This window comes from Shigella sp. FC1967 (assembly GCF_001743005.1).
GTDB lineage: Bacteria > Pseudomonadota > Gammaproteobacteria > Enterobacterales > Enterobacteriaceae > Proteus.
In genome coordinates, this window is record NZ_MIIZ01000079.1 from 1 (window position 1) to 299 (window position 299).

1 protein-coding gene is annotated in these 299 nt (G+C 44.5%); it reads right to left on the reverse strand.

Annotation, left to right across the window (positions count from 1 at the left end; all coding sequences use genetic code 11):
* Positions 1-299: hypothetical protein (locus BHE89_RS23555; protein WP_171742416.1), on the reverse strand; the 299-nt coding region annotated here is incomplete at both ends.

Consider the following 299-nt stretch of genomic DNA (forward strand, 5'->3'; position numbering starts at 1 on the left):
ACTAAAGAGCACACCCGCAAACGGCAACGAGCGATAACCTGATAATAGTGGAGCCAAGTTATTGGCGAGTTTTTCACATCCTTCATACTGCAAAAAGCGAGCTAAAGCCAGTAAATAGGTCTGTGTTTGATTATGTAAGACTGCTTGTGTACCTTGTTCCACTAATGCAGGTAAAAGCGTTTTTAAGTCATTGGAAAGCGTTTCAGCCGTCGCCTTGAAAGGAGCTGAATAAAGCACGGTGGGCGTTTCATCTGTGGTTATTTCGCCGTTATTACTGACGTTCCAAAGCCAAATGGGGG